The sequence below is a fragment of the Pseudoalteromonas spongiae UST010723-006 genome (assembly GCF_000238255.3).
GTDB classification, from domain to species: Bacteria; Pseudomonadota; Gammaproteobacteria; order Enterobacterales; family Alteromonadaceae; genus Pseudoalteromonas; species Pseudoalteromonas spongiae.
Genome location: NZ_CP011039.1, coordinates 1,495,862 through 1,520,149 on the forward strand (window position 1 = coordinate 1,495,862; position 24,288 = coordinate 1,520,149).

Here is a 24,288-nt window from a genome sequence, read left to right on the forward strand (position 1 = left end):
TAAAAATGGTTTATTGGATACTTTTTTTCTTTGGCGCATCAATATGCCTAGGTATATATAGCGTTACTAAAATAAAACAGGAAGTGCCTGAAGATACGCGTGATTTTATGGATCCATTGCCACCGTCGTTAAAGATTATATGGCCTTTGGTTAAAATTGCTTCCTATTATATCGGTGAACGTTTACCAATTGATTACTTGGTTAAAACCAATAAAAAACTGCAAATTTCAGGTCTTTCTTACATTATTTCAGCAGAAGACTACTTTGGCATTCGTCTTGTTGTGTCAATGATATGCGGTTTAATGACATGGTTTTGTTTATCTGCTTTGGACTCTGTGTCGTTAGACTATATTGTTTTCGCGTTGATTGCTGGTTACTTTTTACCGTTAGTCACGTTAAGTGATTTGAAAAAGAAACGTCAATTAAAAATAGTTAAAGCGCTTCCTGTTTATCTCGACTTTATTACTATGGCGGTGGAAGCAGGCTTGAATTTAACAGGCGCGATCGCACAATCCGTAGATAAAGGCCCTGATGGTCCATTAAAAGTAGAGTTTGAAAAAGTAATGCGAGATTTACGTTCTGGCGTTGGCAAAATCGACGCATTTAGATCGATGGCTGAGCGTGTCCATATAAGTGAGATCAATAACTTAGTAAGTGCTTTAGCACAAGCTGAACGTACCGGTGCGAGTTTGGGTTCTACGTTACGTATACAAGCTGATCAAAGGCGAGTAGAACGATTTCAACGTGCTGAGAAAAAGGCTCTAGAAGCGCCAGTTAAACTTGTGTTTCCGCTTGTTGCATTCATATTTCCTGTGACATTTGCAATCTTATTTTTCCCAATCGTTATGAAATTTATATACGAAGTGTAAATGATGAGAGTTAGTAGATTGATGCTCGATGGTGAGTACATATCAGGTTTTGATTTGGGTATTGCAGATTCAATTTGGTTACGCCTTCGTGGATTGCTTGGACGCAAAATATCAAATAATTTTGGTCTAATTATTATGCCTTGTAATAGCATTCACACAATGTGGATGGCCTACGATATCGATGCGGTATTTTTGGATTCCAAAGGACGTATAACGTCAATACATCAACATTTAGCACCTTGGAAATTCGCGCGATGCAAAAACGCAAAAAATGTATTGGAGCTAAAGTCTGGCAATGCAGAAAAGCTAAAGTTAAAAGAAGGGAGTGTAATTTCATGGGGTTAAAATCAATTCGATGCATCGCATTCGTGCTTGCGGTAATACTCACTCATGGATGTTCAACTGCAAATGCACCGAAAAGTGCTGCACAAGAGAACAATATTGATTTATTGGTGTTAGAAGGTAACGCAGATACAGCATACAAATCTGGTCATTTAGAACTAGCAGAAGGGCTTTATCGTCAATTGCTTTCTTATAAAAAAGATTATGCACCGGCATGGTTTCGGTTGGGAAATATTTACACCCGCACTAACCGTCTTGACGCGGCAGTTAATGCGTATCAAAACAGTATATCAAGTGACAACGAGCATGCAAAAGCTTGGCATAACCTTGCGATTGCACGTGTTAGACAAGCAACTGATGTTTTAATTGAAGCGCAGAATCATTTGGTGGTAGACACCGCAGCGAAAGATAGAATGGACCAACTATTTCTTGAACTAATGCGGATCCAATCGGCTAAAAATCAGGGACCGAAAGTAGCGAGTTATGAAAACTTATAACGTTAAAAGGGGGCAAGTGGGACAATCGATGGCTGAGTTTTCAATCAGTCTGCCATTTTTAGCTCCGATCGTACTTGTATTAATTATGCTTTTGATTCAATGGGCGACGATTTACCGAGACAAAATGACATTAAACGCTGCAACGTTTGATGCTGTGAGATCGGGAACATTAAATCACGGTAGTATGGCTAAAATGCGAGAAGCGCTCGCACAAGGTATGACGCCATTATTTATGCGTGATGAGTCGTCTGGTGTTGAGGTTGGTAGGGCTTATTTGCTTGCAAGAGCTTATGTTGAAGGGAGTAATATGCTTGGGGTAGGCGCGCAAATTAAACAATTACACCCTACCAACGAAGTCTACGAGAAACATAAGGTTTTAAGAAAAGATGGCAGCGGCAATGTCTGGTATGAAATCCCGAACGATAATTTAATGTATCGAAATCCAGTACAAAAGCATATTAAAGGTGATGTGTTTCTCAATGTACAAGATGCCAATTTACTCAAGATAGAAGTAAATTGGTGTAAAAAACTTGAAGTGCCAATTGCCAATTGGGTAATCGGTAAAATCTTAACGTTTACCGACGTTTCTATTAATCCATTTGACGCAAAATATGTAAATTATGTACCGAGTAACCATCAACTTGGTTGTAATGCGCTCGGCTTAGTATCGGGTGCTGACGGTACATTCAATATTAACGAGTATTACATTTCACTTAAGTCATATGCGATTGCACGAATGCAAACCCCATATAGACAACAAGACTCATCTATACCGGATATAAAAGATTAGAAAAAGGACAACTAATGAAGACTAAAACGCTTATAGCGATGTTTTTGAGTGGTGTAATTTCACTCGGATTAGCTGGATGTAACGACCCAATAGAAACAGAACCTGACACGGTGCAACCAGATGATGGAAATGGGGGGACTGATGATGGAAACGGAAATGATGGCACTGATGGTAATGACGGTGGAGATGTAATCGACCCTTCGACAGGTACATGGGAAAACAATGACGAAGATGGGGATGGTACACCTGATTTAGAAGATGACTTACCTTTCGACCCTAATGAAAACAGTTATCCAGAGTTCTTTGAACAGGAACCCAATGACAATCCATCAATTGCTAATCCAGTAAGCTTAGAACATGGGTTTATTGTTAATGGTGTGATTTCTTCAAACCTTGATAAAGGTGATCTATTCGCGTTTGAAGTACAAGACACTAAATTTATTACCGCAATTTTTAGAACAGATGCACAAAGGTTTTCACCACAAGTTTATTTGTCAAATGCAGACGGTGAAGTGCTTGAATCTTATGAAATGTATCGTTCAGTAAGTCCAAACGTTGTGATTGTTAACTTTCAAATTCAAAATGCCGGTACATATAACCTAAGTGTAATGGATAACAATTACGCCGGTGGAAGCGACCTAATTTACAACGTAAGTGTTTTTACCGATGAAGATGTAGACGCCTTTGATGACATGAAGGAATATGCATTTGGCTCTAGTCTGGTATCTCAAGATAACGATAAAGATGGGATTAAGGACGGCTTCGAGTACGCGCTTATGGCTGCACCAAGTCATATTGATTTCGATGAGGATGGTATTCCAAACTGGTTCGATGAAGATGCGGATGGAGACGGATTTAGTGATGAAATTGAAGGTATCAACGATCTAAATAACGATTTTTTCCCAAATTACATTGATAGGGATTCGGACGGAAATAATATTGACGACCAGTTAGAAAGTGGCGACCCAAAGAATCCTAATAATTTTGACAATGATTCGTTTATCGACCACTTAGATTTAGATGATGACAATGATGATATTCTTGATGTATATGACCAAAAGCGTTTAGAACACGCGTCGCGTATTACTGCTATAGAAGAAAACGGCATCATGCTGCGCTGGACGAATAATGTAACGTCAACAGCTTATACGGTAAGAGATTTTATTAGAGCTGGAGACAAGGCTGAGTTAATTGTAAGTGGTATAACAGAACAAACGCAGAATGTTGTGGTGTCATATAAAATAAACGGCGTCGTAACAAATTCAAAACCTCAAATCACACAAGATCAAGATAATAATTATAGATTGACGTTAGAGGTACCAAATATTGTTGGTAATGGTTATCTAAAAGTAGCCTATGAAGGAGATTACATTTCTGAGGAAATGCCTTTCACTGTACACGAATCAAGTTTACCTCTGTTGTCTAATGAGATTAGAACGATAGAAGAAAAAGATTTGTTAACGTTATCAGGTGATAATTTTGATAACGACACAAGTGTGTTTTTTGGTAGTAAAGCGGCTAAAGCAAGCTTGATTGACGAAAACACAATCACGGTGCAAGTGCCAGAGGGCATCACTGGTGGTTCATATTGGGTTACTAACACACATGGCGCAAGTAACGCTGTTAGTTACATATTGAACACAAATGTTGAATTTAATGTAACGTCAAGCAATGTAAAGGAAATTACCCATATCGGAGGAATTTTACCTAGCCATGGTTCCGCTATAACAGGAAATACATTTGAGCACCAAGTACTCGGTAGCCAACCTGAAGTGATTTATAGCTATACAGTAAACCAACAAGGTGAGCGTGAAACTTATTTGAGTACATTGTTGGTTCCTGGTCAGCGTAAAATCGAATTTAGTGATGAGTCTACAGCGAGTTCAGCACTGGTTGCTTATCTTGATTTAATGTTATTAGGTGCGGGTATTGGACCACAGGAAGTTTTAGAGAAAGTAGCTGAATTTGAGGAGTATAAAGACTATATCGAACAGTCTGTGGCTTATTTAGAACAAGACTCGGCGTTTTTCTCGTTTACCGAACCTCGTCAGGAGCGTATTGCGCTATTGAACCAATATGGACGTAAAATTTTAGACAAAGTAACTAGGCCTAACAGTGCCGAAAAGCATCGAGTTGCTAAAGCCAATGGTGAAACTGGCGCGACAAATAAATTTATTTCTACCAATACTGATACGTCAATTGAACCAAGTATTGTTTCTTACCCTGAAACCAACGGAACTTGGGCGCTTTTCGATATGTCTATGGAGGCAACTACCTTTCTTGAGAATAAGTTTGTTGCCGGACATAAGTGTGGTGAAGGCGTAGACCCTAAATGGCACGAAGTGCTCAATTACGATGGCTGTGTCGAGTTACAAAACCGAAGCCAATTGTACTTAAGTTATCGTGTATATGAGGTAAACCCCATGACCGGTAACTTGAAAGACGGTGCTTTAAATAACCCACTGCAAGAGCATGTCGATACACCTTATCATAAAGATATGATGGGGCCTACGAGTGGTACTTTCCTTGGTTTAGAGTTTTGGTCAGCTGATTCATTAATTGATAAATGCGTTTATAAAGACTGCTTGTATCAAATAATCACGCCTGGAGTAGATGGCATCTATGGCATCAGTCCTTTTAGTTTAAAAGGTACTGAAAGTTATAATTTATCGGGCCAAAAAGCTAAGAAAATGTTAGCGATTAGAACGATCATCGATAACATTGTAATTCGCTTTTACAATACGCTAATTGATGCTGTTGGAATTGGCATACCAGCCGACAACGCAACAAAAGCGAAAATGGTACGTGACGTTATTATGGCAGTGTATCAGCATATGCCTGCAATCACAGATCAGGTTGAAGCTCTGGCCGCTAAGGACACTGTGACCGCGCAGGATTGGGAAGATCTTGCATATAATATTGGTCAAGAACTTTATAAGAAAGAAATTCAGCCAATCCTAACGATGGATATGAGTAAACTACCAAACATACCGGTAGGCCCAGCTACTCAAGCGATTCTTTCTGCCTATGAAATTCAAATGCCTGATTTTAGAAAGGCACTCGCTGAAAAGCTTGCGAAAAAGTTATTCCCTGGTTGGGGGGCCATAGACACAGCATATGATGCCTCAATGGTTGCGTCCGCAATGATAGATATGGCAAAAACACTAAAAGATATGGCGGCGGTTCCGACAAAGATCGATTATGTTGTTTCGTGGGGGCTAACGCTTTCAGACATTACACCACGAACAATTTTCAAAGATAATACCCAAAAATCATTTGAGATTGTCGGCAGTGGTATGGCTGTTGTAAAAGGGATTTGGGACGACGAACCAGAAGTAATTGTTATTGATAGCGTTACGGGTAAAGAGCTTGATACTGATGTTCAGTATGTAAACAAAGAGGGTACAAAACTAACATTTACACTCGATAATATCCAGCAGATTGAAGAGGCAGTTGGTCCTCTTACGGTTTATGTTAGACATCGAGGCGATGAAGCAAAGCTAGGTTATGAAATACTAATTGGCTCTAGTCTTTCAATCACAAATGTTACACCTAACAAAGCGCCACCCGGAACTGAGGTAACAATTGAAGGCGTCGGGTTCAGTACGAAAATATCAGATAATAAAGTCACTTTCACAGGCCCGAATGACACGCGGATCAGTGCCACGATTGTTTCAGCCACTACCGAAGTGCTCGTAGTTAAAGTACCGAATCAGGTTCAAACAGGCTTTATTACTGTAGAAGTAAATGGCGATTTAAGTAACGAATATCCTTTCTTCGGCCCAAGTCAGCTAGAAATTATATTTGGCGACAACGGTAACTTTAATGATGACGTTTACAAACTATCTGTTAATGGTGCGGTTAAATATGACAATAGTTCTCCAAAACGAAAAGTAGGACCTGTCTATGTATCTCTAGATGAGGGAACACACTCAGTTGAACTTACAGGTATCCGAGCTGATGATGGAATTGGTACCTACTACATACAGTTCGGCGGTGATGTTATAAGTGTTTCCGGTGATGCGCAGTCAGGCAGAGATTTATGTCCAGATGTTGTTAAGCGCTATCAAGTAGAAGTAGGTCAATCAGGCACTCATTATCATGCAGTTACACAACAAGTAATGGTAAAACAATCTGAATTTGCACGCTCAACAGATGACGAATGTGCAGCGAGATAGTTAATTTAAATAAAGCCCTTTTTTAAGGGCTTTTATAGGAGTTGTAATGAAAAAATTATTCTGTGTTGTATGCTTTTTTTCACTAAGTCACGTATACGCTTCGGAATATAGTGAGCAAGAAAATCAATGTGCAACAGCGTCAGACATTGTAACGAACCAAGACTATGATACGTTTAAATCATTTTTACCAGAGGTACTGTCGAATAATACCTCTGCGCTTCAACGTTTGGTTACTAAACAACATAACAAGTACTTTGGCTCTCGATATAACGGCATAGCAAACTTTAAAACAACTGATTATGAGCTCATAAAGCAACCTCAAAGTCATAAGGTTTCTTCAGTTAGAAGGAGTCATGAAAAATGGGGGGCCACCAAGCTATTACGAATCAGGTATACATTTGATACAACGATAGTAAGAACTCAAAAAGAACAATCAGTTGGTGGTTATTGTGAGTTTGGCTATATAGATAATAACTGGTATATGCTGAACTTACTTAAATAGAGCGCAAAAATTCATTGGTTAGAGAAGTATTTAACACTTGTATAAAGGTTAACTTGCGCTCAAGTTTGATTCTAACAATAACGTGACCTCAACTGATAAAACAGTGTATTTAATTACTAAGCAAAGGGTAAAGATGAGTAAGCTAGCAAATTTATTATTTCTTTCGCTGTTTACAACCAATGTAATGGCATCTGGGTCAGTATTAAGTAGTCAAACTGAAAAAGACACAGATCATGATAAAGTGTTTGATATCTATGACAGTTCGCCACAGCAAAAAGTTAAAACAATGTCGATTGAGGACCTGCCGATAATTCAATTATCACGAATATCAGGCAACTTTAATAACAAAATTGTAAAAGGGCGTTATCGCATCGGTGATACAGTTACACTGACCGGCATGGGCATCGACAAGATTAAAGACCCTGTGGTTGTAATTTACGATAACGTACGAAGCTATAACGTAAAGCAGATCGAATTAAGCAATAAAGGCATTTCTTTTCAACTTAGCGTTCCGCAAGGTAAATATAAGCTATTTGTTTACAGCAATGATAAGCGTACAAATGACTTATATATCGAACCTTTTGCAGCGGACGCACCGCTAATTTTCGGCAGCACGTCAGTTATCTTAACGAGAGGGAAAGAATACACCATAACTGGTACAGGATTTGATACAGATACAAAAGTGTTAATTGGCGCTAAAACCATTACTCCTCTCGCAGTGTCAAACGATTCCCTGTCATTTAAAGTGCCAGAGTCGAGTAGTGAAGGGTATTTGCAAGTACGCAATAAATTCGCAAAAAGTAATAGTATTCGCGTATTCAAATATAATTAACGATTCACATATCAAGCTAAACAAGGACTGTTATGAAATTTAGATGGACTATGTTTGCACTAGCATTGTCTAGCGCATCACTAATTGCATCACCAAACTACGGTATCGCTGCAAAAAATAACCAAGATCCAATTTTTATAGAAAAATGCGATGTTTATCAACAAGCGCAAAAAGAGGGAGACTTAGAAACTCTAAAGTCATTTGTAGATAAAGTGTGGTTTGAAGGTGATAAAGCTAAAAGAGCGGAGCAAGCTTTGTTAAAGAAAGCAGCCCGCTTTGAACAAAGAGTGTCAAAAGCCGGTAACTATATCGTTAAAGAAAAGCGTCTTTCAGATAAAACGCAAGATAATTTCGCAGAAGTACTCATAAATTGGACAAATGGGGAAAAATTTTCATCACATGACGGTTGTGTTTTTGAAAAAATAAAAGATAGCGATTTGTGGAGAATTCACTTATAGCGTTTTTATTTACTAAAGTCGCTTTATGATGACGGTTAAACCGTGAACATAAATAAAGTAACAAGGATTGTTATGATTTTTCGATTAGCGTTAGTAGCGTTCACATTATATAGCGCAGGCGTGTATGCAGCGCCACTTAATCAACTCGAAACGCCTAAGGGCACTTGGGAAAACAAAGACGAAGATGGCGACGGCGTTTTAGATGAAAACGATGATTTTCCATTTGACAAGAGCAAAGCGGTTTTTCCTGAACACATAGAAGAAGAATTTAACAATAACGTTGGTGAAGCAAACTATATTGGTTCAGTCCCTTTTAGAGTAGAGGGGGTCATTAACCAACATATTGATATTGATGATTTCAAATTTGACGTAACACAAGAGATTATTGATAACGATGACCTAATTACTTTTATAGTTTTGAAGCAAGCAGATAGATTTTCACCAACCGTTGGTGTGTTAACTAACGAAGGTAAAGCTGTTCAACATGTGAAACTTAAAATAGATACCGTTAATCCATTGGGTGCTGCGATTAATATCAGACCAAAAGAAGAAGGACAACTGAACTTCTCAATATTAGATGCGAATGGTATTCATGATGAATTATTCGAATATGAGGTTATCGCATTTATCGATTCAGACCGAGACGGCGTGCCAGATGAAATGGAACAAGCGCTAGGCTTAAACCACTTAGTTCAAGATACAGACGGTGATGGCGTAGTAGATGGCAATGAGTATTATGCTTTTTCAAGTCGCAATGTATTTTCTCACGATAGTGATAATGATTCAGTACCAAACTGGTTAGATGAAGACAGTGATAACGATGGCATAAAAGATACGTTTGAAAAAACAACGGATCTTGATGCGGACAAACTGCCTGCGTTCATTGATAAGGACAGTGATAACGATGGTACGTCCGACAAGGCAACGTTTGAGGCTGATGAAAAGCTTTTGGATAGCGATGGAGATTCACTAATAAATGTTGTTGATATAGATGATGACAATGATGGGGTACTCGATATATTCGATAAAGCTCCGCTAACGCCTATTGATTATTCAAGTCAACAAACTAATGCTGTGTTAACTCAGGTGACTCTATCATTGTCTGAGTCGGAATCAATGGTAAACACAGCCCGTCCTTTTTGGCCTATTACATTACATGGCCAGAATCTAGACTTAACAAATGCCACTGTAGTTGTTTTTAAAGGTGATAAACGTATACCAATCGTTAACGAAAGGATTAACAACAACGACCCTGATAAGCTCACTATTGTCGTACCAAATTATGAATCAGTTGAACTGGGTGGAGAACCGTTAACTGTGTTTGTTGCAACCGACGAGTACAAAACTAATAGTGTCGAGCTGCATTTACTACACCCAGAAACACCGCTTATTTACTCTATTAGCGAAAAACGGGCTACACCCGGTACCAGTGTTGTTATAGATGGAGAAAACCTTACTTCTCTATCAGAAATAGTGCTTGGTGAATATAAAACAGCGGTTACTTGGCAAAGCGATAACTCTATTAGTTTTATTGTCCCACAAAATACACAGTCTAATTATTTACATGTAGAAAACTCATATGGAAAGAGTAACAAGGTCTTCTTTGCAATCGACGAAAGTAAATCACTGCAAACGTCAGTAGATATTCCTTCTGTATATCAAGGGTTCACAGGACCTTTTAAAGTATTACCTACAAAGCAAGAGGTTGCCTCATGGCAAGATTTGCCAGAACAGTTGGTGGTAGACATTGATGAGACCAAGGTGAGTATTTGGCATAACGAGCAAGAAATATTATCAACTATATTGTTAAAAGGTCAGACTAGTGTTGAACTTTCGTTAGAAAGCTTTATTAAAGAAAATGTCCTAACGCCATTATTTTTAAACAAAGACGACGCATTTAAAACTAGTGCATTAAACACACTTGTTGAGCTGGATGAATATCAAGAAATTATTTTATATTATGAGCAAGGTTTAGCTTCGGATTATGAAGTTTTCCTTACTGATGAAGAATATGCATTAGAAATGAAGCTAGTTCAAATTAGGGATATCTTAATTGCAGAAATGGCAAAAAAACAGTCTCAACAGGCAAGATGGAATTAAGGTTGAACCGACGAGGAAAGGCGTAACAAGTTTGTTTGATTACGACGGATACACGGAAGTTCAAAACAGTACACCGATGTACTTAAGTGCGGCAGTATATGAACTAGATCAAAACCCTAACCCAAAAGGTACACCAGCAACCGGAATTGATGCACTGTAAATTCGCGCTCTTAGATAACAAGTGGTACATGATCAACTTATTAAAATAAAAAGGATTGTGGTAAACAACCCATGGAAGAGACGATAACAACCGACAATAAACATTGGTTTAAATACACCGACTTTAACGGTAAAAACGAGCTGTGTGAAAACAGTGTTATCCAATTAAGAGTAACAAAGACATTTTATCCATTACCTTTTTGGCTTGAACTTATTTTCTTTGTATTACTGTTAGCAGTTTCGCTGTTTCCGCTCGTTAATCATTACGTTGCAATAGTTAATATTGCTTTTAGAGACTTAACCTTAGTCTATCTGCCCATTGTGCCATGTTATTTAGTTATACGAATGCTACTGGTGAATTTGTATTATCAAACTGGTAGCAAACTGTTTGTGTCAGTCAGTAACAGTGCGTTAGTGCTGCCTGCAAATCGCTTAATTGGTCATAAAAAAGGGCAGCTGGTTTTAGCAAAAGGCGATATAAAAGAGATAAAAGTGCAGTATATGCAAAATACTACGAGTCATAGTCTGTCTTGTCGCGCCTTACAGTTAACAATAGAGTCAATCTCTAACAACGTCATCACACTAAAAGTGGATTATTTTCCAATTCAATCAATGCTTTATTTACTAACGTACTTTGGTTACCCGCTTAGTTTCGAAAGAACACATTTTGGTATTTTAAAAATGGCACGTATGTTTATGTTAATTATTCCGGTAATTAGTGTAATGGCTATAAGCGGAGCATTATTCAGTGATAGCTTTTTATAACAAGAATAAATTATGAGAAATACGTGATAAATTTGAACTAACTTATTTGCATCGATTTTGTTATATCAAACTCATATAGCATCTAATTATTCCTAACACACGTAAAATATATCCAAATGAATATCGAAGAGTTACTTAAAAACCAACACCAAGTATGTTTAGCGCATACTCGGCGAATACCTTATACACGTTTTACCTCATTTTTAATCATGTTGATTGCATCAGTGGTTATTGCATTTTTTATCGATGCTGGGCCGCTTTATAATACACGGGAATCACAAACAAGCGTTATATTAGCGGCAACGCCGTTTATTTTTACATTGTTAGTGTGGTTACAGGCTTTTTTTCAACGCAGTACCTGTTATAACTCAGATGTGTTTATTACCCGTAAAGGTGTGAGTATTCCTGATTTAAAAGGGCATCAAGACTACTTTATAAAATATGCCAATATCGTAAGTATTAACGTGTATTATTTACCACTAACCCCATTATTCAAATTTGGTCCGTACATTACAACGCACTTTTCCCTAACGGATATATTAAACGTGTCTCATGGAGTGCATACATTTAACACCAAAAATTCAGAATTGTTCATTGCGTTTTTAAAGGCGCGCGGGGTAAAGGTCAAATATCGTATCGCACGTTGGCCTGTTATTTATATTTTTCTGTTTCCACTGTTTTTTGCGCTTTCGTGGCTGGTATAAAATTAGTTTCGAGATCGTTAATTATGTACTTGAATAAACAAAGCACCGTCTTTATCAACGCTGTGTGTTAACAGTCGAGAAAAACGCACTTTTGTGCAATATTTTTATAAACATCTTTATTAATAAATGGTATATGACTAACTTAATAAAGTAGTCACAATTTGAGTTAATTATGAGAAGTTATGTTATCGCTATTATTACGGGTTGTTTGTTTTGTGCAAATGCTTTTGCATCAGACAGTGATAACGATAAAGTACTTGATACCTTTGATTTAAATCCATCTTCTAAAGTAAAGCCGTTTGCTAAAGGTTTTATTCAAATTAATGAATTGGGTGGAAATTTTAACAACGTGATAGAAAAAGGGCGCTATCGTTTTGGTGATTCAATTACGTTAATAGGTGATAATTTCAGTGCGTTAAACGATCCTGTTGTGGTTGTGTATCAACACAATAATGTATTTAACTTTAAACCTAATTCCGTAACCGCTAATCAATTAACCTTTAATTTTGATGTGCCAAAAGGCAAGTATGCCTTGTTTATTTACGACGCTGATAGCAAAACAAATGAAATGAAAGTCGATGCGTTTAATAATGCGTCTCCGCTTATTTTTGGTCACAGTGAGATATCGCTTAGTAAAGGCAAGTCGTTTACCTTAAACGGCGTTGGTTTTACAAAAGGCAGCAAAATTGTCATTGGCGCATTAAAAGTAACCCCGTCAAACGTCACCAGTACGCAAATACAATTTGATGTTCCCAATAACGCTGCAGGTCTGCAGTTATACGTCGAAAATGCGTCCTCAAAGAGTAACATTGTACGAATTGTTAGTTATTAAAAACTGTTGATATTTTATGATTGCTTATCGCAGTTTGAATAGCATATCGGTTTAGGCGTTACGTCGAACGACGCGAAAAAATACAGTTAATAAGAGCTAAAATAGCGCAGCAAAATTACACATACCAGATATATAGGTAATTTAAAATGATGTACTTAAATGTTAAGGTAATGGTTAAAACCTAGACGGGCTTTACTAAGTCATACACAAGCTATTACTAGCCCGTTTATTAAAAGGATTGATAAAGTTAAAAGGAAACAATTATGTCTGAATTTCTCACAGCAAACTGGTTGCTCATTTCAATTTTAGTCGTTTTTATTGTTATTTTTTATGCGTGGTATGTCTCAATAATAACCAAACGCAACGCGATGGAAGAAGCGTTCTCTGGCATTGATGTGCAACTTAAAAAACGCACCGACTTAATTCCAAATGTATTAGCAATCGCGAAAAAATTTATGACACACGAAAAGGAGCTACTTGAAGAAGTCACCCGTTTACGAACTGATGTATTAAATGCGGCCAGCAGCAATAACAACGAACAACGTTTTAAACTCGAAGGTCAGTTAGAAAACTCGCTATCTGGTTTGATGATTGCGGTAGAAAATTATCCAGAGCTAAAATCGGATGCAACAATGCTTGATGCGCAACGTACCTATGCCGATGTAGAAGCGCATATATCCGCGGCAAGACGTAATTTTAATAGCGCAAATCGTGTATTACGTAACGCAATTCAAGTGTTTCCAGGCAACATCATTGCCGCCATGGTTGGCGTAAAAGCGATGGCATTTTTCGAAATTTCTGAATCTGAACGACAGCCGGTTAACGCCGCAGAACTTTTAAACTAGTTACGGGCTTTTTAGCAACAAGGAGAGTTTATGTCATCGGATAAACATGAGTTTGCAGATTTTTTGTCGAAAGAAATAAAAGGATATATTGATGCATTGTCATTACGTTTCAGACGTCATAAAAAAAATGCCACCGATGTGCCAGCATCAGACACCTTAAAAAACACGTTTGAACATGAGATTAAACCAAAGTTAGACCTTATTGAGCAGCAACGAGATTCGTTTAACAGCGAGTTTGAAAAGAGAAATCGCCTGCTTAATTTTAAAGTATTTCCTGCAGTGGTAATTATTGTTTTGTTAGTGGTTGCGCTAGGGGGCGATGGTAGTTTCTTTTCTACACTTATATTTGCGTTTTGTATTGGCACCAGTTGGGCGTATAAACCAGCGCTTGATTATATACACTTTTACAAACGAAACGTGATGCCGATATTAGTTAAAATGTATGGTGAATTTAGTTATTCACTGACCTCAGAAATCAAAAAAGACGAGATTAAAAAGCTCGCAATCTCACCTAGTTTTGATCACATTGAAACAGAAGATAGCATTGTTGGCGAGCTTGATAATATTGGCTTTCAATTTTGTGAACTAAAGCTTGAGCGCAGTGGTAATAATGGCCGACACACTATGTTTAAAGGCTGTATGGTTAAGTTAACCATGCCGTTTGATTTTAATTCACACACTATCGTTCAGCAAGATCGCGGTAAAGTAGCAAATTGGCTAACAAAAGATCCCAAAGCAACACAAAAAGTAGAATTAGAAAACAATTACTTTGAACAAGCATTCGAAGTATTTTCAACTGATCAAGTGCTTGCTCGCTATATACTTACGCCAGTGATGATGGAACAGATCCTAGCGCTTTATACCATGTTTATGCACAAAGCCGGTGCACAAAGCTTTGAGTGTGAATTTATTGATAACACTGCGATATTTTTAATTAGTTACAAAGCTAATCTGATTGAACCAGCGTGGATAAGTCAGTCAGCTTACGATATTGATGCGTTACCACTGATTGAGCAAGAACTTGAATTATTAACCTCTATATCAAAACAACTTAACCTTGATTTAATGGCAGCACGAAAAGTATCAAGTGCACAAATGGCCGTAAATCAATAATCGTTTGTGTGTTTTATTTATGGTTTTATGGCTAGAGCGCCTGATATTAAAGGCGCTCTTTTTATGTAAAGGGGTATTACACAGTGCAAAACAATATGCGTAACTTAGCCTTTATGGCTTTATTTAGCGCGTTATTTGGTTGCAGTTCACATGTTGAAAATCAACTAATGGTTTCGGGTCTGGCTTTTTACAACGACAGCAACGAAACCATTGAAAATGTAACACTTAAAGTAACAGAGACTGGGAAAATGGTGAGTTGCACGCTTGTAGAGCCAAAGCGTTATTGTGCGACAGGTTTTCCGCAAACGCATTATAAAAATGCGAAGCTCTCTCTTAGCTGGCAAGTGTCGGGAAATAACGCAGTAACCAATGAGGTTGAATTTACTAAACCCGCTTCGATTGATAGTGATATAAGTTACATAGCGGTTATAAAATTTAATTCAACTACAGGCTTAGATGCGTTTTTCACTAAAAATCCAAGACCGTTTTAAATAAAAAAGCCCGAAAATTCGGGCTTTATCATGTTATATAAAGTGAATTATTAATACGCTTCGTTATGAACACCCGCTGCACGACCTGATGGATCGGCGTTGTTCTTAAAGCTTTCATCCCATTCAAGAGCGGCTTCAGTAGAGCAGGCTACCGACTTACCATGTGGTACAGTTTTCGCTGCAGCATCACCTGGGAAGTGCTCTTCAAAAATTGAACGATAGTAATAGGCTTCTTTTGTTTGTGGTGTGTTAATCGGATACTTAAACGCAGCAGCTTCCATCATTTGGTCACTTACGATTGATTCAACATGCTCTTTTAAAGTATCAATCCAACTATAACCAACGCCATCTGAGAACTGCTCTTTTTGACGCCATAATACTTCATCTGGTAAATAGCCATCGAACGCTTCACGAATAATGTGTTTCTCGATTTTACCGTCTTTACACATTTTACCTTCAGGGTTGATACGCATTGCGGTATCAACAAATTCTTTATCTAAGAATGGTACACGCGCTTCAACACCCCAAGCTGCCATCGATTTGTTTGCTCGTAAACAATCGAATTGGTGTAACTTACTTACTTTACGGTTTAATTCATCATGGAACTCTTTAGCATTTGGCGCTTTGTGGAAATATAAATAACCGCCAAATAACTCATCAGCACCTTCACCTGATAACACCATTTTAATGCCCATGGCTTTAATATAACGTGCCATTAAATACATCGGTGTAGACGCACGAATGGTTGTTACATCATATGTTTCTATGTGGTAGATAACCTCTTTAAGCGCATCGATACCTTGTTGAATTGTAAAGGTAATAGGGTGGTGTACTGTGCCGATGCTGTCTGCTACTTTTTGTGCAGCAGCTAGATCTGGCGAACCTTCTAAGCCAATAGAAAAAGAGTGTAACTGAGGCCACCAGGCACTCGATTCATCGTTATCCTCAACACGTTTAGCGGCAAACATTTGCGTGATTGCTGAGATTACCGATGAGTCTAAGCCGCCCGATAATAATACGCCGTAAGGCACATCACACATCAATTGACGTTTAACTGCCGCTTCTAAGCCTTCTTTTACATCGCTTACTTTTGCTTCGTTATCTTTTACCGCATCATAACTTTGCCAGTCACGTGCGTAATAAGGGCGAATTTCACCATCTTGACTCCATAAGTAATGACCTGGAGGAAACTCCTCAATGGTTTTACAAATAGGTGCAAGGGCTTTCATCTCAGATGCAACATAAAAGTTACCATGCTCATCATGACCGGTATAAAGTGGAATAATACCAATGTGATCACGGCCAATTAAGTATGCGTCTTTTTCTTCATCGTATAAACAAAATGCAAAAATGCCGTTTAGGTCATCTAAGAATTCAGGCCCTTTTTGTTTATAAAGAGCCAGTAAGACTTCACAATCTGATTCGGTCTGAAATTCAAAGTCTACGCTTAGATCTTGTTTTAATTGTTTGTGGTTATAAATTTCACCGTTTACTGCCAGTACGTGTGTCTGCTCTGGGTTATAAAGTGGTTGCGCGCCACTTGAAACACCAACGATGGCTAAACGCTCGTGTACCAAAATTGCTTTTTCTGATGAATATACGCCCGACCAATCTGGGCCACGGTGACGAAGTAACTTCGACATTTCGATTGCTTGTGAACGCAACTGCGCTGCATCTGATTTAATGTCTAGTACGCCAAAAATTGAACACATACTTCTTTCCTCATTCCTGTCAATTTTTCTTATCTTGGATAAGTTTGTTAATTAATTTGTACCAAACCAAAAATCAAATGTCACATCAAAATGAACAAAAAATAATGATTTATCAATTTGATTGTGAATTCGTTAAAAATATAAGCTCTCAATGATTGGATTATTAATAATTAACGATGATTTACAATGAATATTATCAAATCGATAATTTAGTGTGTTTTTCGCACAAAAAAGTATTTTTGAGCTAGTTTATGCAGTTAATCAAAAAACTAGATTTTGGCTTTAACAAAGACATTTATTAGCCTTTTAATGCGACGTGATAAATTTATTAAGTCGTTTTGTCGATAGGGTTAAAGAAAAAACCCCTCAATTGAGGGGTTTTTGTTGGGTTTCTCAGTGTTCATTACACCGGGAATGAGGAACTGTTACTGTGTAAGCGGTTTATACTTTCATTTCAGGAATATCACCTTCAACAATTAACTTACCAGCCGTTTTACTGATAATTTCATCAACACTTACACCAGGTGCGCGCTCTAACAAATAAAATGCACCGTCTTTTACTTCTAACACGGCTAAATCGGTTACGATTTTCCTAACGCAGTTAACGCCTGTCAGTGGTAACGTGCATGATTCAAGTAACTTTGATTCACCGTGTTTATTGGCGTGGGTCATGGTAACGACAATATTTTTTGCACCTGCCACTAAATCCATTGCGCCACCCATGCCTTTAACAAGCTTTTTAGGGATCATCCAAGAAGCAATATTTCCTTGTTGATCAACCTCAAAGGCACCAAGTACTGTTAAATCTACATGACCACCACGGATCATTGCAAAGCTTTCGGCACTATTAAATATTGCCGCACCTATGGCTGCTGTAACGGTTTCTTTACCCGCGTTGATCATATCCGCGTCAATTTGGTCACGTGTAGGGTATGGACCCATACCTAACAAACCATTTTCAGACTGCAGCATGACTTCCATACCATCGGGTACATAGTTTGCCACTAAGGTAGGAATACCAATGCCTAAATTAACGTAATAACCGTCTTGTAGTTCTTGTGCAACACGCATTGCAACTTGTTCTCTTGATAACGCCATGTTGCCTCCTAGTCTTTTGTAGTTACACGTTCGATGCGTTTTTCAAAGTTACCTTTAATCACGCGGTTAACATAAATGCCTGGGGTGTGAATTTCGCTTGGTGATAGTTCACCAGGCTCAACAATCTCTTCCACTTCAGCTACGGTAATTTTACCTGCTGTTGCGGCCATAGGGTTAAAATTCATTGCTGTGTGGCGAAACACCAAGTTACCGTAGCGATCTGCTTTCCACGCTTTTACAATGGCAAATTCACCGGTAATTGACTCTTCAAGAATATACGGGCGACCGTCAAACTCTTTTACTTCTTTGCCCTCAGCCACCGGTGTACCGTAACCCGTTGCGGTATAAAACGCAGGGATACCGGCTCCGCCAGCACGCATTTTCTCGGCAAGCGTACCTTGTGGTGTTAGCTCAACTTCAATTTCACCGTTAAGTAACTGCTGTTCAAAAATCGCGTTTTCACCAACGTATGATGCGATGATTTTTTTAATTTGCTTATCGTGTAATAAAATACCTAAGCCAAAATCATCCACACCACAGTTATTTGAAACCACGGTAAGATCAGTGGTTTTTCTACGTTTAATTTCTGCGATTAAGCCCTCTGGAATACCACATAAGCCAAATCCGCCTGCGATAACAGTATCGCCGTCTTTAATGCCTTCAAGTGCGTCTTGATAATTGTCGACGACCTTATTAAAACCTGCCATAAAATTCTCCTGAACGAGTAGGGCGAGAAATCGGTTAAGTTAGTTTGGCTTGTAATGCCAGTGAAACTTTACTTGTTGGTTGTTTATTTAATGCTTCACTAATTTGCCAACCTGCTTGGGCTAGCATTTCTAAATCAATTCCATGCTCAATGCCAAGTCCATTAAGCATATAAATTAAATCCTCAGTGGCAAGATTTCCTGACGCACCAGCAGCATAAGGGCAGCCACCAAGGCCTGCAACCGCTGAATCGACGGTTTTAATGCCCATATTAAGCGCGGTATACACGTTAGCAAGTGCTTGGCCGTAGGTATCGTGAAAGTGTACAGCTAACTTGTCAGCGGATACTTGCTCAAGCAGGGCGTTTAATAATTGTTCGGTAGATTGAGGTGTGCCAACACCTATGGTGTCACCCAGCGATACTTCGTAACTGCCCATAGCTAAAAGCTTTTTGGTTACTTTTACAACAGTATCAAGGCTAACAGCACCATCGTAGGGGCAACCCATAACACACGACACATAACCACGTACCGGAATATTATGTTGCTTAGCAAAATCCATTACAGGTTGAAAACGTGCTATGGATTCATCAATCGAGCAATTAATGTTTTTTTGGGTAAAGGCTTCGCTTGCCGCAGTGAATATGGCAAATTCATTTGCGCCTGCATTAAATGCAAGCTCAGCGCCTTTTAAATTAGGTGTAAGTGCGCTGAATGTAGTGAGTGCACTTTTATCAATTTGGCGTAATACATCGCTAGAATCAGCCATTTGTGGCACCCATTTGGGTGACACAAAAGCTCCGGCTTCGAGATGCTTAACACCCGCTTTTGCTAAAGCGTTAATCAGCGAAACTTTATCTTGTGTTGAAACTGAACCTTCATTTTGCAAGCCATCACGAGCGCCTACTTCAACTACTTTTACAAACTTTGGTTGCATTACGCTTCCTCAACTTTAGCAAGTAGGTCACCGTGCGATACAAGATTGCCCTCAGCAAAATAAAATTGGCTTAACTGGCCATCAAATGGTGCCGTTAAGGTGTATTCCATTTTCATCGCTTCAATAATAATAACTGCATCACCTTGTTTAAGGTTATCGCCTACGCTTGCCACTTGCTTGACTACTGTGCCATTAAGTGGTGCTTGTAAACTATTACCATCATTTTGTTTTTCAGCCACATAGTGCTTACTTTTCAATGCAAATTGGTGAGTGTTACCACTGTGCATAATCGCAATAGACTGCTCATCTAATACAAACTTCGCCGTGTGTTTCTCACCGTTGATAAATGCGGTGAGGTTGTTACCGTTAAAATCGGCATTTACTGCAAAGTGTTCAGTATCGTAAACCAAGGTCATAGCATCGTTATTACGCTGGCACTCAAGGTTAAAATCAACAAATGGCAAGGTATAATGATTACTGGCATTTAAGCTAAATGCGGTAAGCGTATTCCAAGGTGATGTACTTGTTTGACACGTATTTGCATTAATATAAACAAGCGCCGCCATTATTAATTGCAGAGTCTGTTCTTGTTCATCTTTTTGCGTTAGCTCACTAATGTGATCATCTATAAAATGGGTGCTAGTTGGGCTTTCAATAAAACTTGGGTGATTTGCTAAGGTATGCAAAAAGCTTACGTTAGTCGCAACACCTGAAATGGCTGTTTTCTCAAGGGCAAGTGATAGCTGGCGCAACGCAACTGTGCGATTGGCACCATGCACAATCAGTTTTGCAATCATCGGATCGTAAAATGCCGAGATTTCAGAACCTTCAATTACACCCGTATCGATTCTTACTGCTGAAAGATCACTTGCATGCTCATTTGGCATATCAAATAGGCTTAATACACCTGAAGATGGCATAAAGTCATCACTTGGCTCTTCTGCGTAGATACGCGCTTCGAAAGCATGGCCAGAAATCACTACTTGGTCTTGCTCTAGCGGTAGCGGCTCGTTACTAGCCACGGCTAATTGCCATTCTACTAAATCTTGACCCACCACACATTCAGTAACAGGGTGCTCTACTTGCAAGCGTGTATTCATCTCCATAAAGAAGAATTCATCGCCACACAATAAGAATTCAACGGTACCTGCGCCTTTATAGTTAATTTTTTTGGCGCAGCGTACCGCCGCTTCTCCCATTTCTTTTCGAAGCTCAGCGCTTAAACCAGGCGCTGGAGCTTCTTCAATCACTTTTTGGTGACGACGCTGCAGTGTACAGTCGCGATCGCCTAAATAAATACAGTTACCGAAGTTATCTGCAAACACTTGCACTTCTACGTGACGCGGTGCTTCAACATAGCGTTCAATCAGCACTTTATCGTTGCCAAAGCCAGCAAGTGCCTCTCGTTTTGCACCTTCTAACTCTTTGTTAAATGATGCGCTATCGCGTACCACACGCATGCCTTTACCGCCACCGCCATAGGTCGCTTTAATTAAAACTGGAAAGCCCACTTTTTCCGCTTCTGTAAGTAAAAATGCTGGGTCTTGGTTTTCACCATAGTAACCGGGTACAAGCGGCACATTGGCTTCAAACATCAGCTCTTTTGAGCGTGATTTTGACCCCATAGCGTTAATCGCTTCACTGCTTGGACCAATGAAAATAATGTTATTTTGCTCGCACTTATCAGCAAAATGTGTGTTTTCTGATAAAAAACCATAGCCCGGGTGAATTGCATTTACACCTGCTTTAAGCGCAACATTAATAATTTTATCGCCATCTAAATAAGATTCACGGCTTGGTGCTGCGCCAATATGGTAGGCCTCGTCCGCTGATTTTACATGCTCGGCATGAATATCAGCGTCGGAATAAACCGCAACTGTTTTAATGCCTAGACGACGTGCTGTTTTGATAATACGACACGCAATTTCACCGCGGTTTGCTATTAAAAGTTTATTAATCATGGTGATGCTCTCTATTGCCAGCTAGGTTTGCGTTTATCAAAAAAGGCTTGCAGACCTTCTTGTCCTTCATCCGATACACGAATTTGGGCAATACGTTCTGCAGTCAGTTGTCGTAAATCGTTATCAATCGATTTGTTTGCTACATCACAAATAAGCTGTTTTGCTTGCTTTGTAGCCTCAGGTCCGTTTTGTAAAATTGCATGAAGTAGGGTGTCGAGTGTATCTTCTGGTGAATCTGATACTTCATGAACTAAACCAAGGGCAAGAGCTTTATCGGCAAAAAACACTTCAGCCGTTTGGAAATAACGACGCGCTTGTCGCTCACCAATTGCATTAATTACATATGGGCTTATAACTGCGGGAATAAGACCAAGTTTTACTTCGCTTAGGCAAAATTTCGCTTTTTCATTAGCTACCGCAATATCACAACAGGCAATTAAACCTAGGGCACCACCAAAAGCCGCGCCTTGTACTAAACATAAGGTAGGCACTTTGGTTTCAAACAGTACCTGCATTAAACGGGCAAGCTCCATTGAATCCGCTACGTTATCTTCAAACGTATTAGACACCATGGATTTCATCCAGTTTAAATCAGCACCAGCACTAAAATGCTTACCTTCGCCTTTTAAAACTAACGCGCGAATATCTAAAGTGTTGGCATATTCAATTTGTTGAATAAGTTGTGCGATGGTGTGTGCGTCAAATGCGTTATGTACTTCGCTGCGTTCAATTGTAAGCGTCGCAACTTTCTGCTTTGTTATTGTTAAGGTTACAGACATCACTTACTCCTACATTCTAAATACGCCAAACTTCGATTCTTGCTCTGGCGCATTTTTAGCTGCACTTAAAGCAAGTCCGAGTACGTTTCGTGTTTCAGCAGGGTCGATGATGCCGTCATCCCATAATCGTGCACTGGCATAATACGGATGACCTTGTTCTTCATACTGCGCAATAATAGGCTTTTTGAATGCCGCAACTTCATCATCGCTCATTGCAAGGCCTTTACGTTTTAAACCATCTTGTTTTACTTGGGTTAATACGCCAGCGGCTTGTTCACCACCCATTACTGAAATACGAGCATTAGGCCACATCCACATCATGGTTGGCTCAAATGCACGGCCACACATGCCATAGTTACCAGCACCGTACGAACCACCAATTAAAATAGTGAACTTCGGCACATCAGCGCAGCTTACAGCTGTTACCATTTTCGCACCGTGTTTTGCGATGCCTTCAGCTTCGTATTTTTTACCCACCATAAAGCCGGTAATATTTTGTAAAAACACTAATGGAATATTGCGCTGAGCACAAAGTTGAATAAAGTGCGCGCCTTTTTGCGCTGATTCTGAGAAAAGAATTCCGTTGTTGGCAACAATACCTACGGGCATACCAAAGATCTCAGCAAAGCCGGTGACTAAGGTTTCGCCAAAGTACTGTTTAAATTCATCAAACGATGAATCATCGACAACACGGGCAATCACTTCACGAACATCAAATGGTTTTTTAAGGTCGGTACCTACTATGCCGTAAATTTCTTTCGCATCATAACGAGGAGCTTTGAAACTTGTTAAAATTGGGGCAGTAGGGCGTGTATGATTTAAACGCGATACACATTGGCGTGCAATTGAAAGGGCATGCTCATCATTTTCAGCGTAGTGATCGGCAACACCAGATGTTTTACAGTGCACATTTGCGCCGCCAAGTTCTTCGGCTGATACTTCTTCACCTGTTGCTGCTTTTACAAGAGGCGGACCTGCTAAAAAGATGGTGCCTTGCTCTTTAACGATAATACTTTCATCTGCCATTGCTGGTACATAAGCGCCACCTGCGGTACATAAGCCCATTACCACAGCAATTTGCGGAATACCTTTTGCTGACATACGGCTTTGGTTATAGAAAATACGGCCAAAATGCAGTTTATCTGGGAATACCTCATCTTGCTCAGGCAGGTTAGCACCACCTGAATCAACTAGATAAATGCACGGTAAATGACAACGCTCTGCAATTTCTTGTGCACGCAGGTGTTTTTTTACCGTAATAGGGAAGTAGGTACCGCCTTTAACTGTTGCGTCGTTTGCGATGATCATACATTCAACGCCTTTAACGCGGCCAATGCCTGCGACTACGCCAGCACATGGGATTTGCTCTGGATACACGCCAAAAGCTGCAAATTGCGATACTTCTAAAAACGGTGAACCTTCGTCTAATAAACAATTAATGCGGTCACGGACAAATAATTTACCGCGACTGCGATGACGTTCAACAAGGCTTTCGCCACCACCTTGGGTGATTTCTTGCGTTTTAGCTTTTAAGTCATCAACCAGTAGCTGCATTGATTCAGCTTTTGCTAAAAAGTCAGAATCAAGCGGGTTAATATTTGAAGTTAATATGGTCATGGT

Annotated in this window: 23 protein-coding genes; 16 read left to right on the forward strand and 7 right to left on the reverse strand. The window is 39.2% G+C overall.

All coding sequences use genetic code 11. The features are described 5' to 3' along the window. Positions 1 to 5 precede the first annotated feature (5 nt). From PSPO_RS07055 to PSPO_RS07125, 16 genes are all read left to right on the forward strand, one after another. Positions 6 to 869: a type II secretion system F family protein gene (locus PSPO_RS07055; RefSeq protein ID WP_010560137.1), complete on the forward strand. Its 864-nt coding sequence runs from the start codon at positions 6 to 8 to the stop codon at positions 867 to 869. Beyond that, entirely contained in the window at positions 870 to 1,214 is a 345-nt protein-coding gene (locus PSPO_RS07060; RefSeq protein WP_010560136.1) for a DUF192 domain-containing protein, read from the forward strand. Further along, the gene (locus PSPO_RS07065; protein ID WP_010560135.1) at positions 1,205 to 1,708 is read left to right on the forward strand and encodes a tetratricopeptide repeat protein; all 504 of its coding nucleotides are present in this window, start codon (positions 1,205 to 1,207) and stop codon (positions 1,706 to 1,708) included. Before PSPO_RS07060 ends, PSPO_RS07065 begins: the two co-directional genes overlap by 10 nt. Continuing rightward, positions 1,695 to 2,498, forward strand: a complete 804-nt coding sequence (locus tag PSPO_RS07070; RefSeq protein WP_010560134.1) for a TadE family protein — start codon at positions 1,695 to 1,697, stop codon at positions 2,496 to 2,498. The genes PSPO_RS07065 and PSPO_RS07070 overlap by 14 nt, the downstream gene beginning before the upstream one ends. A gap of 14 nt (positions 2,499 to 2,512) precedes the next feature. Beyond that, a complete protein-coding gene (locus PSPO_RS07075; RefSeq protein WP_010560133.1) occupies positions 2,513 to 6,676 on the forward strand; it encodes an IPT/TIG domain-containing protein in 4,164 nt (1,387 codons plus the stop codon). Positions 6,677 to 6,722: 46 nt separating this feature from the next. After that, positions 6,723 to 7,178: a hypothetical protein gene (locus PSPO_RS07080; RefSeq protein WP_010560132.1), complete on the forward strand. Its 456-nt coding sequence runs from the start codon at positions 6,723 to 6,725 to the stop codon at positions 7,176 to 7,178. Positions 7,179 to 7,311: 133 nt separating this feature from the next. Continuing rightward, positions 7,312 to 8,010, forward strand: a complete 699-nt coding sequence (locus PSPO_RS07085; protein WP_010560131.1) for an IPT/TIG domain-containing protein — start codon at positions 7,312 to 7,314, stop codon at positions 8,008 to 8,010. Positions 8,011 to 8,042: 32 nt separating this feature from the next. Next, positions 8,043 to 8,468, forward strand: a complete 426-nt coding sequence (locus PSPO_RS07090; RefSeq protein WP_148665232.1) for a hypothetical protein — start codon at positions 8,043 to 8,045, stop codon at positions 8,466 to 8,468. Between the two features lie 72 nt (positions 8,469 to 8,540). Continuing rightward, entirely contained in the window at positions 8,541 to 10,568 is a 2,028-nt protein-coding gene (locus tag PSPO_RS07095) for an IPT/TIG domain-containing protein (protein WP_010560129.1), read from the forward strand. A 31-nt stretch (positions 10,569 to 10,599) separates the two neighbouring features. Further along, positions 10,600 to 10,728: a hypothetical protein gene (locus PSPO_RS21940; protein ID WP_267890923.1), complete on the forward strand. Its 129-nt coding sequence runs from the start codon at positions 10,600 to 10,602 to the stop codon at positions 10,726 to 10,728. A gap of 71 nt (positions 10,729 to 10,799) precedes the next feature. Further along, positions 10,800 to 11,492, forward strand: a complete 693-nt coding sequence (locus PSPO_RS07100; protein ID WP_010560128.1) for a hypothetical protein — start codon at positions 10,800 to 10,802, stop codon at positions 11,490 to 11,492. A 116-nt stretch (positions 11,493 to 11,608) separates the two neighbouring features. Beyond that, a complete protein-coding gene (locus PSPO_RS07105; protein WP_010560127.1) occupies positions 11,609 to 12,196 on the forward strand; it encodes a hypothetical protein in 588 nt (195 codons plus the stop codon). A gap of 172 nt (positions 12,197 to 12,368) precedes the next feature. Then, positions 12,369 to 13,028: an IPT/TIG domain-containing protein gene (locus PSPO_RS07110; RefSeq protein ID WP_010560126.1), complete on the forward strand. Its 660-nt coding sequence runs from the start codon at positions 12,369 to 12,371 to the stop codon at positions 13,026 to 13,028. Between the two features lie 263 nt (positions 13,029 to 13,291). Beyond that, positions 13,292 to 13,873, forward strand: coding sequence for a LemA family protein (locus tag PSPO_RS07115; protein ID WP_010560125.1), 582 nt, complete (start codon positions 13,292 to 13,294; stop codon positions 13,871 to 13,873). A 30-nt stretch (positions 13,874 to 13,903) separates the two neighbouring features. After that, on the forward strand, positions 13,904 to 14,986 hold the full coding sequence (locus PSPO_RS07120; protein WP_010560124.1) for a DUF3137 domain-containing protein: 1,083 nt from the start codon (positions 13,904 to 13,906) through the stop codon (positions 14,984 to 14,986). 83 nt (positions 14,987 to 15,069) lie between these two features. Further along, positions 15,070 to 15,477, forward strand: a complete 408-nt coding sequence (locus PSPO_RS07125; RefSeq protein ID WP_010560123.1) for a hypothetical protein — start codon at positions 15,070 to 15,072, stop codon at positions 15,475 to 15,477. A 50-nt stretch (positions 15,478 to 15,527) separates the two neighbouring features. Here the strand turns inward: PSPO_RS07125 and asnB are convergent, their stop codons facing one another. The 7 genes from asnB to PSPO_RS07160 form a co-directional block, all read right to left on the reverse strand. Beyond that, complete coding sequence (asnB, locus tag PSPO_RS07130) at positions 15,528 to 17,189, reverse strand: asparagine synthase B (protein WP_010560122.1); 1,662 nt, start codon at positions 17,187 to 17,189, stop codon at positions 15,528 to 15,530. A gap of 441 nt (positions 17,190 to 17,630) precedes the next feature. Beyond that, complete coding sequence (locus PSPO_RS07135) at positions 17,631 to 18,287, reverse strand: CoA transferase subunit B (RefSeq protein ID WP_010560121.1); 657 nt, start codon at positions 18,285 to 18,287, stop codon at positions 17,631 to 17,633. 8 nt (positions 18,288 to 18,295) lie between these two features. Continuing rightward, on the reverse strand, positions 18,296 to 18,994 hold the full coding sequence (locus tag PSPO_RS07140; RefSeq protein ID WP_010560120.1) for a CoA transferase subunit A: 699 nt from the start codon (positions 18,992 to 18,994) through the stop codon (positions 18,296 to 18,298). Between the two features lie 34 nt (positions 18,995 to 19,028). Beyond that, complete coding sequence (locus PSPO_RS07145; protein WP_010560119.1) at positions 19,029 to 19,928, reverse strand: hydroxymethylglutaryl-CoA lyase; 900 nt, start codon at positions 19,926 to 19,928, stop codon at positions 19,029 to 19,031. After that, positions 19,928 to 21,889 (reverse strand): acetyl/propionyl/methylcrotonyl-CoA carboxylase subunit alpha, encoded by a 1,962-nt coding sequence (locus tag PSPO_RS07150; RefSeq protein WP_010560118.1) that lies wholly within the window; start codon positions 21,887 to 21,889, stop codon positions 19,928 to 19,930. Before PSPO_RS07150 ends, PSPO_RS07145 begins: the two co-directional genes overlap by 1 nt. 11 nt (positions 21,890 to 21,900) lie before the next feature. Continuing rightward, positions 21,901 to 22,668 carry an enoyl-CoA hydratase/isomerase family protein gene (locus PSPO_RS07155; RefSeq protein ID WP_010560117.1) on the reverse strand — a complete coding sequence of 256 codons (768 nt, stop codon included), beginning with the start codon at positions 22,666 to 22,668 and terminating at the stop codon, positions 21,901 to 21,903. Positions 22,669 to 22,677: 9 nt separating this feature from the next. Continuing rightward, on the reverse strand, positions 22,678 to 24,285 hold the full coding sequence (locus tag PSPO_RS07160) for a carboxyl transferase domain-containing protein (protein WP_010560116.1): 1,608 nt from the start codon (positions 24,283 to 24,285) through the stop codon (positions 22,678 to 22,680). Positions 24,286 to 24,288 lie beyond the last annotated feature (3 nt).

What these genes read in the sequence shown, in the direction of transcription:
- PSPO_RS07080 (WP_010560132.1), top strand. Translation starts at nt 6,723, where the DNA reads ATGAAAAAATTATTCTGTGTTGTATGCTTTTTTTCACTAAGTCACGTA.
- PSPO_RS07115 (WP_010560125.1), top strand. Translation starts at nt 13,292, where the DNA reads ATGTCTGAATTTCTCACAGCAAACTGGTTGCTCATTTCAATTTTAGTC.
- PSPO_RS07085 (WP_010560131.1), top strand. Translation starts at nt 7,312, where the DNA reads ATGAGTAAGCTAGCAAATTTATTATTTCTTTCGCTGTTTACAACCAAT.
- PSPO_RS07140 (WP_010560120.1), bottom strand. Translation starts at nt 18,994, where the DNA reads ATGGCAGGTTTTAATAAGGTCGTCGACAATTATCAAGACGCACTTGAA.
- PSPO_RS07105 (WP_010560127.1), top strand. Translation starts at nt 11,609, where the DNA reads ATGAATATCGAAGAGTTACTTAAAAACCAACACCAAGTATGTTTAGCG.
- PSPO_RS07095 (WP_010560129.1), top strand. Translation starts at nt 8,541, where the DNA reads ATGATTTTTCGATTAGCGTTAGTAGCGTTCACATTATATAGCGCAGGC.
- PSPO_RS07160 (WP_010560116.1), bottom strand. Translation starts at nt 24,285, where the DNA reads ATGACCATATTAACTTCAAATATTAACCCGCTTGATTCTGACTTTTTA.
- PSPO_RS07100 (WP_010560128.1), top strand. Translation starts at nt 10,800, where the DNA reads ATGGAAGAGACGATAACAACCGACAATAAACATTGGTTTAAATACACC.
- asnB (WP_010560122.1), bottom strand. Translation starts at nt 17,189, where the DNA reads ATGTGTTCAATTTTTGGCGTACTAGACATTAAATCAGATGCAGCGCAG.
- PSPO_RS07155 (WP_010560117.1), bottom strand. Translation starts at nt 22,668, where the DNA reads ATGTCTGTAACCTTAACAATAACAAAGCAGAAAGTTGCGACGCTTACA.
- PSPO_RS07070 (WP_010560134.1), top strand. Translation starts at nt 1,695, where the DNA reads ATGAAAACTTATAACGTTAAAAGGGGGCAAGTGGGACAATCGATGGCT.
- PSPO_RS07145 (WP_010560119.1), bottom strand. Translation starts at nt 19,928, where the DNA reads ATGCAACCAAAGTTTGTAAAAGTAGTTGAAGTAGGCGCTCGTGATGGC.
- PSPO_RS07090 (WP_148665232.1), top strand. Translation starts at nt 8,043, where the DNA reads ATGAAATTTAGATGGACTATGTTTGCACTAGCATTGTCTAGCGCATCA.
- PSPO_RS07150 (WP_010560118.1), bottom strand. Translation starts at nt 21,889, where the DNA reads ATGATTAATAAACTTTTAATAGCAAACCGCGGTGAAATTGCGTGTCGT.
- PSPO_RS07075 (WP_010560133.1), top strand. Translation starts at nt 2,513, where the DNA reads ATGAAGACTAAAACGCTTATAGCGATGTTTTTGAGTGGTGTAATTTCA.
- PSPO_RS07135 (WP_010560121.1), bottom strand. Translation starts at nt 18,287, where the DNA reads ATGGCGTTATCAAGAGAACAAGTTGCAATGCGTGTTGCACAAGAACTA.
- PSPO_RS07060 (WP_010560136.1), top strand. Translation starts at nt 870, where the DNA reads ATGATGAGAGTTAGTAGATTGATGCTCGATGGTGAGTACATATCAGGT.
- PSPO_RS07110 (WP_010560126.1), top strand. Translation starts at nt 12,369, where the DNA reads ATGAGAAGTTATGTTATCGCTATTATTACGGGTTGTTTGTTTTGTGCA.
- PSPO_RS07065 (WP_010560135.1), top strand. Translation starts at nt 1,205, where the DNA reads ATGGGGTTAAAATCAATTCGATGCATCGCATTCGTGCTTGCGGTAATA.
- PSPO_RS07055 (WP_010560137.1), top strand. Translation starts at nt 6, where the DNA reads ATGGTTTATTGGATACTTTTTTTCTTTGGCGCATCAATATGCCTAGGT.
- PSPO_RS07120 (WP_010560124.1), top strand. Translation starts at nt 13,904, where the DNA reads ATGTCATCGGATAAACATGAGTTTGCAGATTTTTTGTCGAAAGAAATA.